The organism is Marinobacter sp., from assembly GCF_041686475.1.
GTDB lineage: Bacteria > Pseudomonadota > Gammaproteobacteria > Pseudomonadales > Oleiphilaceae > Marinobacter.
Genome location: NZ_JAWLDU010000006.1, coordinates 1 through 12,555, shown reverse-complemented (window position 1 = coordinate 12,555; position 12,555 = coordinate 1). Strand labels below are relative to the sequence as shown.

General features: G+C 56.6%; 10 protein-coding genes and 3 tRNA genes. 8 read left to right on the top strand and 5 right to left on the bottom strand.

Annotated elements, in window-relative coordinates; translation table 11 throughout:
• Positions 1-15: 15 nt before the first annotated feature.
• Both ACESMB_RS02675 and ACESMB_RS02670 read right to left on the bottom strand, forming a co-directional pair.
• Positions 16-489: a DNA polymerase III subunit chi gene (locus tag ACESMB_RS02675; RefSeq protein WP_372927173.1), complete on the bottom strand. Its 474-nt coding sequence runs from the start codon at positions 487-489 to the stop codon at positions 16-18.
• On the bottom strand, positions 476-1,969 hold the full coding sequence (locus ACESMB_RS02670) for a leucyl aminopeptidase (RefSeq protein WP_372927172.1): 1,494 nt from the start codon (positions 1,967-1,969) through the stop codon (positions 476-478). The genes ACESMB_RS02675 and ACESMB_RS02670 overlap by 14 nt, the downstream gene beginning before the upstream one ends.
• A 218-nt stretch (positions 1,970-2,187) precedes the next feature.
• Here ACESMB_RS02670 and lptF point away from each other — a divergent pair, with 218 nt between their 5' ends.
• The gene (lptF, locus tag ACESMB_RS02665; RefSeq protein WP_372970853.1) at positions 2,188-3,291 is read left to right on the top strand and encodes an LPS export ABC transporter permease LptF; all 1,104 of its coding nucleotides are present in this window, start codon (positions 2,188-2,190) and stop codon (positions 3,289-3,291) included.
• On the top strand, positions 3,284-4,345 hold the full coding sequence (gene lptG / locus ACESMB_RS02660; protein WP_372970852.1) for an LPS export ABC transporter permease LptG: 1,062 nt from the start codon (positions 3,284-3,286) through the stop codon (positions 4,343-4,345). The genes lptF and lptG overlap by 8 nt, the downstream gene beginning before the upstream one ends.
• 2 nt (positions 4,346-4,347) lie before the next feature.
• Here lptG and ACESMB_RS02655 read toward each other — a convergent pair whose 3' ends face one another.
• Positions 4,348-4,884 (bottom strand): RDD family protein, encoded by a 537-nt coding sequence (locus tag ACESMB_RS02655; protein ID WP_372927169.1) that lies wholly within the window; start codon positions 4,882-4,884, stop codon positions 4,348-4,350.
• A 130-nt stretch (positions 4,885-5,014) separates the two neighbouring features.
• On the opposite strand from ACESMB_RS02655, the gene alaS reads away from it, so the two are divergent.
• The 6 genes from alaS to ACESMB_RS02625 all read left to right on the top strand — a co-directional run bounded on the left by alaS (position 5,015) and on the right by ACESMB_RS02625 (position 9,849).
• Positions 5,015-7,645 (top strand): alanine--tRNA ligase, encoded by a 2,631-nt coding sequence (gene alaS, locus ACESMB_RS02650; protein WP_372970851.1) that lies wholly within the window; start codon positions 5,015-5,017, stop codon positions 7,643-7,645.
• 103 nt (positions 7,646-7,748) lie between these two features.
• Positions 7,749-8,984 carry an aspartate kinase gene (locus ACESMB_RS02645; RefSeq protein ID WP_372927680.1) on the top strand — a complete coding sequence of 412 codons (1,236 nt, stop codon included), beginning with the start codon at positions 7,749-7,751 and terminating at the stop codon, positions 8,982-8,984.
• A 186-nt stretch (positions 8,985-9,170) separates the two neighbouring features.
• A complete protein-coding gene (gene csrA / locus ACESMB_RS02640) occupies positions 9,171-9,368 on the top strand; it encodes a carbon storage regulator CsrA (protein ID WP_008172808.1) in 198 nt (65 codons plus the stop codon).
• A gap of 127 nt (positions 9,369-9,495) precedes the next feature.
• A tRNA-Ser gene (locus tag ACESMB_RS02635) sits at positions 9,496-9,585 on the top strand.
• 49 nt (positions 9,586-9,634) lie between these two features.
• Positions 9,635-9,711: transfer RNA gene (locus ACESMB_RS02630), tRNA-Arg, on the top strand.
• 61 nt (positions 9,712-9,772) lie between these two features.
• Positions 9,773-9,849, top strand: a tRNA-Arg gene (locus ACESMB_RS02625).
• Between the two features lie 249 nt (positions 9,850-10,098).
• Here the strand turns inward: ACESMB_RS02625 and ACESMB_RS02620 are convergent.
• On the bottom strand, positions 10,099-11,955 hold the full coding sequence (locus ACESMB_RS02620; RefSeq protein WP_372970850.1) for a methyl-accepting chemotaxis protein: 1,857 nt from the start codon (positions 11,953-11,955) through the stop codon (positions 10,099-10,101).
• A 245-nt stretch (positions 11,956-12,200) separates the two neighbouring features.
• A partial coding sequence (locus tag ACESMB_RS02615; protein ID WP_372970849.1) for a DUF2058 domain-containing protein occupies positions 12,201-12,555 on the bottom strand: 355 nt, incomplete at its 5' end.

The following is a 12,555-nucleotide window of genomic DNA, read 5'->3' as shown; positions in this document are numbered from 1 at the left end:
AAAAGGCCCAAAACCTCACCGCTTCCTCTGATCATGCACCCGAGGCTCAATCCCCAGCGTACGCAGTTGCTTATAGTGAGATCGTGCCTGTGTCAGAACCGTCTCATCATTATGGGCAACCAGAGCCAACCGTTTAAACCGGTCCGCATCCGCCGGCAATGTGGCCGAGAGGATGATGACCGTATCCCAGTCTTCGGCGACCGGCGGGCAAAGCAATATCCCGACGGGATCGGTACAGGTAGTGGCAGAGTCGGGCACGATACTGTGGGGTATGAACGCGTCGGGGCTGAAGTTCCAGAGCAGGTCGTCCAGTTCCTGGGCGTGCTGCATGGTGTCGCAGACGATACCTACGCGGTCTCCCTGCTTCCGGGCCTTGGCGACCAGTTTGGCGGTGTGGAGGTTGCGGGCAGCAGGGGTGGTCTGGGTGAGGATGTGGAACCAGTAGGACTGGTTCCTCTCATCCTGTGTGCCGGAATTATTTTCCGGCATGAGACATCAGGTAGTCGACCAGCATGGGGACCGGGCGGCCGGTGGAGCCTTTGGCCTTGCCGGAGTTCCAGGCGGTGCCGGCGATGTCCAGGTGGGCCCAGCGGTAATCCTTGGCAAACCGCGACAGGAAGCAGGCAGCTGTGATGGTGCCGGCGGGGCGGCCGCCGATGTTCTGCATGTCGGCGAAGTTGCTGTCGAGCTGGCTCTGGTATTCGTCCCACAGGGGCAGGCGCCAGGCACGGTCGCCGGCGCGTTCACCCGCGGCCAGCAGGTCATTGGCCAGTTCGTCGTTGTTGCTCAGCAGGCCTGTGGCGTGGCTGCCAAGAGCGATGATACAGGCACCGGTAAGAGTAGCCATATCGACGACGACTTCCGGGTCGAATTTCTTGACATAGGTGAGGGCGTCGCACAGAACCAGGCGGCCTTCCGCATCGGTGTTGAGGATTTCGATGGTCTGGCCGGACATGGAGGTAACGATGTCACCGGGGCGAGTTGCTGTGCCGCTTGGCATGTTCTCGGCGGCGGCAATGACAGCAACCACGTTGATCTTTGGCTGGGTCTCGGCGATGGTTTGCATGGCACCGAAGACGGCTGCCGAGCCACCCATGTCGTACTTCATTTCGTCCATGCCTTCGCCGGGCTTGAGGCTGATGCCGCCGGTGTCGAAGGTGATGCCTTTACCCACCAATACGTAGGGTTTGTCTTTGGCCTTACCGCCACGGTATTCCATCACGATCAGCTTGGCGGGCTGGGCACTGCCGGCGGAAACAGAAAGCAGGCTGTGCATGCCCAGTTTTTTCATCTGTTTTTCATCGAGCACTTCGGTCTTGATGACTTCGTGGTCTTTTGCCAACTGCTCGGCCTTTTCGGCCAGCCAGGTGGGGTGGCACACATTGGGTGGTGTGTTGCCGAGGTCGCGGGTGAGGTTCATGCCACGGCCGGTGGCCAGGCCGAGATTGAAGGCGTCTTTCAATGCCTTGCCGGCGGAGGAGGCTGCAACAGTCACTTTGGCCAGTTTGCGGTCTGACAGTTTTTCGCTCTTGAATCCGCTGAAACGATAGAACTGCTCTTCCAGTGTGCGGCCGATCAGATTCAGGCGTGCCGCTTCCGAGCTGGTGGCGCCATCGCCGGTCACCAGGGTGTCGCCCAGGCCGACCAAGGCGTGCTTCGAGGGGCCGTCCTTGATCTGGCCGGCCATGGCAATCAGCGCCTTGCGGAAGTTGGCGGGGGTGCGGTCCTTGTCTGAGCCTGTACCCACGACCAGCAGGCGCGCCCAGGGCTGTCCGTCCAGCGGAACCAGCAGGGTGGTTGCGTTCTTACCATTGGCGTCCCCGTTTTTGTGCAGGCTATTGATCAGTCCGCCGAGGGCTTCGTTTGCCTGTGTGGTGGAGGCAGGCCAGTCGCCTTTCTCCGGCAGGGCGACAACAAGGCAATCCGCTTTGGTATCGGCAATGGGCTTACTGCTCAGGGTGAAATTCATGGCAACTCCCGTTGGTTATCCTGATGGAGGACAGTCCCGTCCGGGTTTCCTGTCCGAATGCCTATAGCATTGGGGTTCGGGGTCAAATTATCAAGCGCTGACAGGTTGTTAACGTCTTTGTTAAACCCGTGGTCTGTCATTCGGCCACAAGGTTACTTAGAATACGGCGATTCCCGAATTCCATCGACTCCGGTCGCATCCGGCTCTGAGAGACCGAATTGAGCATCGTTTTCCGATATCTTACCCGCCAGGTGCTTGTCAGCATGCTTGCCGTTTCCGGTATTCTGCTGATGGTGTTCATGAGCGGCCGGTTTATCAAATACCTGGCGGAAGCCGCCGCGGGTGAGCTGGCCGGTGATGTGCTGTTCCAGATCATGGCCTACCGATTTCCCGGGTTCCTGGAACTGATCCTTCCACTGGGCTTTTTCATCGGCATACTGCTGGCTTACGGGCGCATGTATCTGGAAAGTGAAATGACGGTGCTGTATGCCTGTGGGGTCAGCGACAAACAGCTGTTGGGCAAAACCCTGATTGGCAGTATTCCGGTGATATTGACGGTTGGCGCCATGAGTCTCTATGTGTCCCCCTGGGGCATGAAGCAGGTGGAAGCGATTTTCAATGAGCAGCGCCAGGCCACGGAATTTGAAATGCTGGCGCCGGGGCGATTCCAGTCCCTGTCTTCCGGTGGCCGTGTTACCTACACCGAAGGACTGAGTGACGACAAGCGCCGGCTTGAGGGTGTTTTCATTGCCGAGTACAGCCAGAATGGCAAAGGCCTGTCGATCATTACCGCCCGGGAGGGCTCCCAACTGATTGATGATGAAACCGGTAGCCGGTTTCTGGTGCTGGAGGAAGGTGCCCGTTTCGAGGGCATGCCCGGCCGAATGGATTACGACGTGACCGGTTTTGATGCCTACGGGCTCAAGATAAGCAGTGGTAACGCCCGTGAGAAGGAGTTGGAAGAAGGGCTGAGCACAGCGGCTCTGATGGCATCGGATAAACCGGAGCACCGCGCGATGCTGCACTGGCGATTTACCCTGCCACTGATCGTACCGATCGTCACCCTGCTGGCTGTCAGGCTGAGCCGCGTGAACCCGCGGCAGGGGCGTTTCTTCCATCTGCTTCCGGCAATGCTGGTGTATATCACCTATCTTGGGCTACTGATCATCGCCCGGGACGCGCTTGAAAACGGCAAGGTTCCGGAATGGATCGGCCTGCTTTGGGTGCACGCCATCTTCCTGGCGCTCGGGTTGTGGCTGCAGTTCGGTCCCGCCTGGCTTTACCGGCGGCGTCTGGTGCGGGAGGGCCGTGCCAGTGCGTAAGATCGACCGCTATGTGATGAGTACGGTAGGCGGCGCCATGTTCCTGGTGATGCTGGTGGTGCTGTCGCTGGATCTGATTTTTGCATTTATCGCCGAGTTGGATGATGCGAAAAATGATTATCAGATGGTGCAGGCTCTGCTGTACGTATTCATGACTCTGCCGCGGCGTATCTATGATTATCTGCCCCTCGGGGCATTCATGGGATGCCTGGTCGGGCTGGGGGCCATGGCAAGCTCTTCCGAACTGACGGTTATCCGTGCTGCCGGGGTCTCCCTGAAGCGTATCGTCTGGTCCGCCATGAAACCGGCACTGGTGATTGTCCTGGTTGGCGTGTTGATTGGTGAATACGTTGCGCCCCCGGCAGAACGAATGGCCCAGAGCCAGAAGGCAATTGCCCAGGGCGCGGGCGAAAATGTCGCGTCGGCTTCAGGCATCTGGCACCGGGAAGGTGAGGTGTTCATGCACCTGAATGCCGTGCGGCCCGACGGCGTGCTGCAAGGGATATCACTGTTCCGTTTTGATGATGAGCGCTGGCTGGTGTCGGTCAGTTTCGCCGAGAGGGGCATTTACCAGGGTGACCACTGGTTGCTGGAGAATGTCACCACGACCAACCTGAGTGAGGACAGGACGACCCAGGAAAAACAGCAGACACTACGCTGGGAAACCGGGTTATCTCCGGATGTTCTCAGTGTGCTGATTGTAAAGCCGGAGGACCTGTCCATCTCCGGCCTCTATACCTATGCCAGTTATCTGGGTGAGCAGGGGCTGAATGCCGCGAACTACTGGCTGGCATTCTGGAAGAAAGTGTTGATGCCTCTGGGTACGGCGGTGATGGTGCTGGTTGCGATTTCGTTCGTGTTTGGTCCGCTGCGGTCGGTCACCATGGGGTTCCGGGTGTTCACCGGCCTGATTGTTGGACTGCTGTTCAAATACATGCAGGACCTTCTGGGCCCCATGAGCCTGGTATTCGGCTTCAACCCGGTGCTGGCGATCATTCTGCCGATCGCCATTAACGCGGTGGTGGGTGCTGTGCTGATGAGGCGCGCAGGGTAACGCTATTTTTTGAGCTCTTTGGGCACGGATGCAACGATGCTGCCGGATGCGCGGTCTGTCAGTGACAGCCCATTGATGGGATAGAACAGCGCTATGATGGCCGGGATGGTGACGAACAGCGTGGCGGCATTCAGATAGTAGGCGCCCAGCGTGGCCACGAACAGGATTGCGGCGGCGGCCACATAGCGTTTCAGGGCCTGTGTCCAGGACACGGAGGTGCCGTCCAGGTTTTCAATACGAATGCGCCATACCTGCATGCCCAGTGTCTGACCATTCCTTGTCCAGAAATAGCCAAAGAACAGGTACAGGGCCAGGAACAGCACGAATGTGAGAATCGGGTCCGCACCCAGAGTGCCTTCCTCCGCCATTTTCTCGTACTCGTCCCAGCCGGTTATCCAGCCCGCGACCAGGGTATACGCCCAGGTGGTCACCAGCAGCACGGCAATGCTGATCAGTGAGTCATAAACCACAGCCATGAGTCGCTTGATGAAGGGGGCGGGGGGTAACAGCTCCTCTGCGGTATGAAAGCGGCGGGGCATGGGTTCTCCTGTGATGTTTCACGTTTTTCCTGTACTCGGCGTGTGCTAGAGTAGCGGATTTGCACGCGCATGTAAGTATGTGTCTTTAAACGTGGACCCACACGGGTTTATAGAAGGGTATCAAAGGGCTATGAAAACCGCAGAGTTGCGACAGGCATTTCTCGATTACTTCAAACAGCAGGGCCATACCATCGTACCAAGCAGTTCGCTGGTGCCGGCGGACGACCCGACATTGCTGTTCACCAATGCGGGAATGAACCAGTTCAAGGACGTGTTCCTTGGCCGTGAAGAGCGCGACTACACCCGGGCGACGACTACACAGAAGTGCGTAAGAGCCGGCGGCAAGCACAACGATCTGGAAAACGTGGGCTACACTGCACGCCACCACACCTTTTTCGAGATGCTGGGCAACTTCAGCTTTGGCGACTACTTCAAGCGCGAAGCCATCAATTTTGCATGGACCTTCCTGACCGGTGACGACTGGCTGAAGCTGCCAAAAGAAAAACTCTGGATAACCATTTACGCCTCTGACGATGAGGCATTTGATATCTGGAATCAGGAAATCGGCGTTCCGGCTGACCATATTGTGCGCATCGGCGACAACAAGGGTGCTCCCTACGCATCGGACAATTTCTGGCAGATGGGCGATACCGGCCCCTGCGGCCCCTGTACGGAAATTTTCTACGACCATGGACCGGAAGTTGCCGGTGGGCCCCCCGGCAGCCCGGAAGAAGACGGTGACCGGTACATCGAAATCTGGAACGTGGTCTTCATGCAATACAACCGCCAGGCAGACGGCGAAATGCTGCCACTGCCCAAGCCCTCAGTCGATACCGGCATGGGTCTTGAGCGCATCACTGCGGTGCTGCAGGGCGTTCACAGCAACTACGAAATCGACCTGATGCAGGACCTGCTGAATGCCGCCTCTGACATTCTTGGTGGCGTGGACACGACCGAGGCATCTTTGCGGGTCGTGGCGGACCACATTCGTTCCTGTGCCTTCCTGATCTCAGACGGCGTCATGCCGTCCAATGAGGGCCGTGGCTTTGTGCTGCGGCGGATCATTCGTCGTGCTGCCCGCCATGGCAACAAGCTGGGCGCAAACCAGCCATTCTTCTACAAGCTGACCGCTGCCCTGGTTGAGCTGATGGGCGATGCCTTCCCGCAACTGGTCAGCAGTCGCAAGCAGGTTGAAAAGGTGCTGCTGCAGGAAGAAGAGCAGTTCGCGAAAACTCTCGACAAGGGTCTTCGCCTGTTGGAGCAGGATATTGCCGAATTGAAGGGTTCCGAGATACCCGGCGAAACCATTTTCACCCTGTATGACACCTACGGCTTCCCGGTTGACCTGACCAACGACATTGCCCGTGAGCGTGGCCTGACTCTGGACTATGAGGGCTATGAAAAAGCAATGGACCGTCAGCGTGCCCGTGCCCGTGCTGCCAGCAAGTTCGGTATGGATTACAACGCTGCCGGCCTGAATATTGAAGGCTCTACCGAATTCACCGGCTACGAACATATCGACGGCCATGAAACCATTCGCACGGTGATTGTGGATGGCAACGAGAAAAACGCCCAGGCCGGCGATGAAGCCGTGGTGGTTCTTGAGCGAACGCCCTTCTATGCCGAATCCGGCGGTCAGGTAGGCGATACCGGCCTGCTGACCTGGAGCGGTGGCCGCTTCAAAGTGACTGATACCCAGAAGGAAGGCAGCAATCACCTCCACATCGGCACCGTGATTGAGGGCGAACTGTTCCCCGGCCTGGAAGTGGATGCCCGCATCGACCATGCCCGCCGTGAACGCACCAAGAAAAACCACTCGGCAACGCACCTGATGCATGCCGCGCTTCGCAAGGTACTGGGTGAACACGTTACCCAGAAAGGCTCGCTGGTGGATCCGGACAAACTGCGGTTTGATTTCTCGCATTTCGAGCCGGTTACGCCGGAACAGTTGCGCGAGATCGAACACCAGGTGAACGAGCAGATTCTGGATAACACCCCGGTACAGACTGAAATTACCGATATGGAGCAGGCCCAGGCCAAGGGTGCCATGGCACTGTTCGGGGAAAAGTACGGCGACACCGTCCGCGTATTGAGCATGGGTTCAGAAGATTACTCCGTGGAGCTCTGCGGCGGCACCCATGTGGCCCGTACCGGCGACATCGGCCTGTTCCGCATTACCTCGGAAAGCGGTATTTCCTCAGGTGTTCGCCGTATAGAAGCGGTGACCGGGTTCGGTGCCCTTGAGTGGGTTGAGGAAACCGAACAGACACTGCGCGAGGCTGCGAAGCTGGTTAAAGGCTCCCGTGAGTCACTGGTGGAGAAGGTGCAGCAAACCCTGGATCGTAACCGGCAGCTCGAAAAAGACATCAATGCCCTCCAGGCAAAGCTGGCCAGCTCCGCCGGAACTGATCTGGCCGGATCCGCAGTGGAAGTAGGGGGGCTGAAAGTGGTCGCCTCCGAAATGGAAGGTGCGGATCGCAAGGCGCTGATGGAAACCGCCGATCAGCTCAAGAACAAGCTGGGCAAAGGTGTGGTGGTACTCGCCAGTGTTGAGGATGGCAAAGTGACTCTGGTAGCCGGTGTGACCAAGTCCGATACTGGCAGGATCAAGGCCGGTGACCTGATGAAGCACCTGGCTGAACAGGTTGGTGGCAAGGGCGGTGGTCGCCCTGATATGGCGCAGGGCGGTGGTAGTGACCCTTCCAGGCTGGCCGATGCTCTTGCCGAAGTGCCGGCCTGGGTTGAGAAAAATATTGCTTAGGTAACTGTCGCATAAACGGGCAGGCGTTTATAATCGCGCCCGTTTGATCGTCTGAGGCGGGGTCTCGCTCTGCCGTCTGTCCACGTTTGGTATCGGAAAAAAAATGGCGCTCTTGGTTCAGAAATTTGGTGGTACCTCAGTAGGCACCACCGAACGGATTGACGCGGTGGCTGAGAAAGTCAGCCGTTTTCGCAAGGAAGGTCATGATGTTGTGGTTGTGGTGTCCGCCATGAGCGGGGAAACCAACCGCCTGATCGGCCTTGCAAACGAGATTATGGAGGACCCCACGCCCCGGGAAATGGACGTGCTGGTCTCGACCGGTGAGCAGGTGACCATAGCCCTGTTGTCCATGGCCCTGCAAAAGCGTGGCTGCGATGCACGCTCCTACACCGGTGGCCAGGTACGGATTCTGACTGACAGCAGCCACACCAAGGCGCGCATCAAGCAGATTGATGAGCAGCGCATGCGGGAAGACCTCAACGCCGGCCGTGTGGTCGTGGTTGCGGGCTTTCAGGGCATTGATGAGAACGGCAGCATCACCACCCTGGGGCGTGGCGGGTCAGATACCACCGCCGTTGCCCTTGCTGCCGCGTTGAAGGCTGATGAATGTCAGATCTACACTGATGTAGACGGCGTCTATACCACCGACCCGAGGGTGGTTGACAGTGCTCGTCGGCTTGAGCGGGTCACCTTTGAAGAAATGATCGAGATGGCCAGCCTCGGATCGAAAGTTCTTCAGATTCGCGCGGTGGAATTTGCAGGTAAATACAATGTTCCTTTACGGGTCCTTTCCAGTTTCCAGGAAGGTGAAGGTACCCTGATTACTCTTGAGGATGATAACGCCATGGAACAACCGGTCGTCTCCGGCATAGCCTTTAACCGTGATGAAGCCAAACTGACGATTTCCGGAGTGCCGGATACCCCTGGCAGTGCACTGCGCATATTGCAGCCGGTCAGCGATGCCAATATTGAAGTGGATATGATTGTTCAGAACGTGGGTGCTGATAACCGTACTGACTTCACCTTCACCGTGCATCGCAACGATTTCAGGCGTGCGCAGGCAGTGCTGCAACAGGTGTCTGACGAACTTGGAGCCCGCGAAGTGAGCGGCGACAGCAAGATTGCCAAGGTCAGCATCGTCGGTGTGGGTATGCGTTCTCACGCGGGTGTTGCAACCAAAATGTTTGCTGCGCTGTCTAACGAGGGCATCAATATTTTGATGATCTCCACCTCAGAGATCAAAATCTCTGTGGTGATTGACGAAAAATATCTTGAGCTGGCGGTTCGGGCACTTCATAGTGCGTTCGAACTGGACAGTCCCGGGGTTGAGGAAGCCTGAAATCTGGCGGACACACAGGTCGGTTCGCTTGGGCTTTCCGTAAAAAGGGAATCATTTGCAGGCGTCTGCCTTCACAAGTGCGTATAAGTGATAGTGCGTCTTTTGATTGGCAAGTGATCCCACTATAAAAGTAAGTAGTACATACATTTGTCGGAACAGGTAGCTCTGGATAAGGGAGTAAAGGACATGTTGATTTTGACCCGCCGTGTCGGCGAAACCCTGATGGTCGGTGACGACATCACCGTAACCGTGCTTGGGGTGAAGGGGAACCAGGTACGAATTGGTGTAAATGCCCCGAAAGAAGTGGCGGTGCACCGCGAAGAAATCTATCAGCGCATTCAGAGTGAGAAAGGCTCTGAAGAGCCGGAGCCCGGCAATAGCTGAGAGTGATAAAAAGCCGTTCGCGGGAAACCCGGACGGCTTTTTTGTATCCGGGGGATCGGGGTTTGAAAAAACTCGTGTCAACCCTATGAAATCAGAAAAATTATGGTAGTATACGCCCCGTTCTCAAGGAGAGGTGGGTGAGTGGCTGAAACCAGTTCCCTGCTAAGGAACCGTACGAGCAATCGTACCGAGGGTTCGAATCCCTCCCTCTCCGCCATTCTTTTCGGAGACAGGCGAGAACAGTTTGAATTGAGATTTCATGATGCGCGGCTGTAGCTCAGCTGGATAGAGTACCTGGCTACGAACCAGGCGGTCGGAGGTTCGAATCCTCCCAGCCGCGCCACTATTTCTGCTTTTTTCAATTTCAGTGAAAAAGTTGGTTAGCCAACAATTCAAAGTTTCAAGCGGCTGTAGCTCAGCTGGATAGAGTACCTGGCTACGAACCAGGCGGTCGGAGGTTCGAATCCTCCCAGCCGCGCCATATTAAGACCAAAGCGCCTCAGTTTGTGAACCCCACAGGCTGAGGCGTTTTGCTATGTATAGCTGGGAGGGTTTGAACCGAAAGAGGTTCGACCGAAACCCACGCTGTGGGTTGAGGAACGCCGGAGCACAGCGACGGCGGCCCCGAAGGGGTGAGGGCCAAGGGCCCGAATAATCCTCCCAGCCGCGCCATATCAAACAGAGAACCCCGCCTTTGAGCGGGGTTCTCTGTTTTCAGGTCCCGGCCGTTTCACAGCCTGAAGCGGGAGACGAGGCTCTGAAGCTCGCTGCCAAGCCGGGCCAGCTCGTTGCTTGAGCTGGCCGTCTGATTGGAGGAGGTTGCGGACTGGTCAGTAACGTCACGGATGCGGGTGATATTCTGGCTGATTTCTTCGGCGACTGATGTCTGTTGCTCTGCCGCGGTGGCAATCTGATTATTGTATTGCTTGCTGTCTTCAACGGCCCTGGCAATGCGCTCTATGGTTTTACCCGTTGCCGTGGCACGTTCCAGTGTATTAGAGGCCATGGTAGTACTTGAGCCCATTGCGGATACTGAATTACCCGCGCTGTTCTGCAGGGCGGTGACCAGCGTTCCGATTTCCTGGGCGGATGTCTGGGTGCGCTGAGCCAGGGAGCGGACCTCATCGGCAACCACTGCGAAGCCCCGGCCCTGCTCACCGGCTCTGGCGGCTTCAATGGCTGCGTTCAATGCCAGCAGGTTGGTTTGCTCGGCAACGGACTTGATTACGTCCAGGACCGTTCCGATGTTTGCCGTTTCCTTTTGCAGTCCCTCGATCGTTTCCATGCTCTGGCTGACTTCTCTGGCGAGATTGTTGACCTGATCCACGGTTTCCCTTACCTCGCGTTCACCATCCGTTGCCTGGCTGGCAGCATCAGTTGCCACTTCAAGAGCCTGCTCAGCGCTTTTTGCAATTTCGGCAACGGTCGCAGTCATTTCGTTCATGGCCGTCGCAACCTGATCGGTTTCCTGTTTCTGGCGATTAATGCCATCGCTGGTCTGGCCGGTTACCATTGAAAGCTCCTCGGCCGAAGCCGCAATATTGGAAGCGCCGGATTCTATGCTTCTGACCAGTTCACGGAGGTTCGTAACCATGGTCGCGAGGGCAGCCATCAGGCGACCGATTTCATTGGTGCCGGTAGCGTTTATGTTGACAGTCAGGTTGCCGGACGCCACCTCTGATGCTGCTGCAACCGCCTGTTTGATCGGGGAGACAATGGCCCGGGTAATCAGATAGGCCATCAATATGCCAAGTACCACTGCGATGCCGGTGGCACCGAAGATCAGCCCGGATGCCTGCTGACGATCAGACTCCATCTGATCGGACTGGTGTGCCCGGAGGCGGTCTGCTGACTTGATGGCGTTGCGGGCGGTGCTGACCATTTCGTCGGATAAGCGGCGTTCGGAGCCGGTCAGCGTTACAACGGTCCGGAACTCTTCGACGTAGGTGTCGAGAGCCTCGTTGATCTGGGCTTTTTCTTCGTCGGTAATACTCGCGGATTTCAGCGGGGCCTGGATCCTTTTGGCATCATCGAGGTATGCCTGGACGCTGGCCTCGTCATTCTCGATAAGGAACTTTCGTTCGGACCGGCGCATATCCTCAAACATTGCCGAGGCAAAAAACAGCGAGCTATGAGCTTTGAGGGATGATCCGAAGATCCTGGCGCTGGTTTCAAGGCGGTCGAGGGCCTCTTCCCGTTCACTGATGTTTTCCTCAACCTCTACCATCAGTTGCTGATATCTTTTTACATCCGCCTGAATGCTGCCCAGAGTGTCGATATCCTCGTTATCGGAAAGCAGGGGTTTGATGTCGTTGGTCAATTCGAGAACCCGGTCTCCCTGTGCCCGGTTTTCTGTAACAGCGTCGGCTTCGCCGGTCAGAAGGAAGTTCTTTTCCTCCACGCGAGCTTCTGTGAGGCCGGTATTCACTTGCCCGAGCATGGCAACAATGTTCGATCTCTGGCTATACCGGTCCAGAGCCCGATCACCAACGACGCCCACCACGATGGTCAGTAACAGCAGGATGGAGAACCCGCCTGCCAGTAGTGTGCGTATGGTCATATTGGTGAAAAGCTCTGGAACGCGCATTGTTTTTTTGTCCTCGGATATGGGATTTGCCGGCCATGCCTTTGAATCTGCGGGGTTGGTTCAAAAGCCGGACAGCTTTTCCGATACGCCCCGAAGAATAAAGGTGGATTTATTTGACTTATATTAAGTCGGTTTACGGCTGCGCATTCCAGAACTTTACAGTTACAGTTGATTACCGGATGTTTTTGACGTGATACGGGATCGTTGGTCTGAAAACCTGAGAGCTATCAGAAAAAGCCATCTGTCTACCACATCAGATCATCAGGAATCTCATAACCTGCATAGGGATCATCTTCTCCCACATCGTCTTGCTTGCGGTCATGAAGGACAACGACAGCATTCTCATCGCGCTCCATGATCTTTCTGGCAACGCCTTCAGCCACGATCTCGTAATTGTCGTTGACGTAGACAATGGCCAGCCGCCCACGTGAGAGCTGGTCCACCATGGTATCGTCCACAAGTATCTTCTTGATTTTTTTATCGTGAACAAACTGGTAGGACGTCTCACCGCGGGACCGGTCAAGGCGGTTGGTTTCCACCAGTTGCCGAATCTGTGCCTGGATGGCCTTTTTCTCGGCTTCCTTCTGGCGCTCAAGGTTC